The organism is Ochrobactrum sp. SFR4, assembly GCF_019730395.1.
Classification (GTDB): Bacteria; Pseudomonadota; Alphaproteobacteria; order Rhizobiales; family Rhizobiaceae; genus Pseudochrobactrum.
Genome location: NZ_JAAPBB010001489.1, coordinates 1 through 230 on the forward strand (window position 1 = coordinate 1; position 230 = coordinate 230).

Here is a 230-nt window from a genome sequence, read left to right on the forward strand (position 1 = left end):
ATGGCCAGCACGCGAACATTTTCTAAAATGGTTTCTGTTAAGAATGGCATACTCTTATTGGCAGCATTCCGGTCCGCACGAGTGAGAATGACATCGACGCGATCACCGGGAAGAATGAAGCCACCGGCGGAACTTTCCGCAGCAATATTGGTCGCGATGGCACGCATACCTTGTGGCAGCAAAGAGGACATGAATTGTTCCCCTTCGCCGATCAGTTTAACTTTGCGGAT

Annotated in this window: 1 protein-coding gene; it reads right to left on the minus strand. The window is 50.0% G+C overall.

Features of this window, described 5'->3' with window-relative positions; genetic code table 11:
• On the minus strand, positions 1–230 hold a 230-nt coding region (gene cpaB, locus HBA93_RS23985; protein ID WP_221724875.1), incomplete at both ends, for a Flp pilus assembly protein CpaB.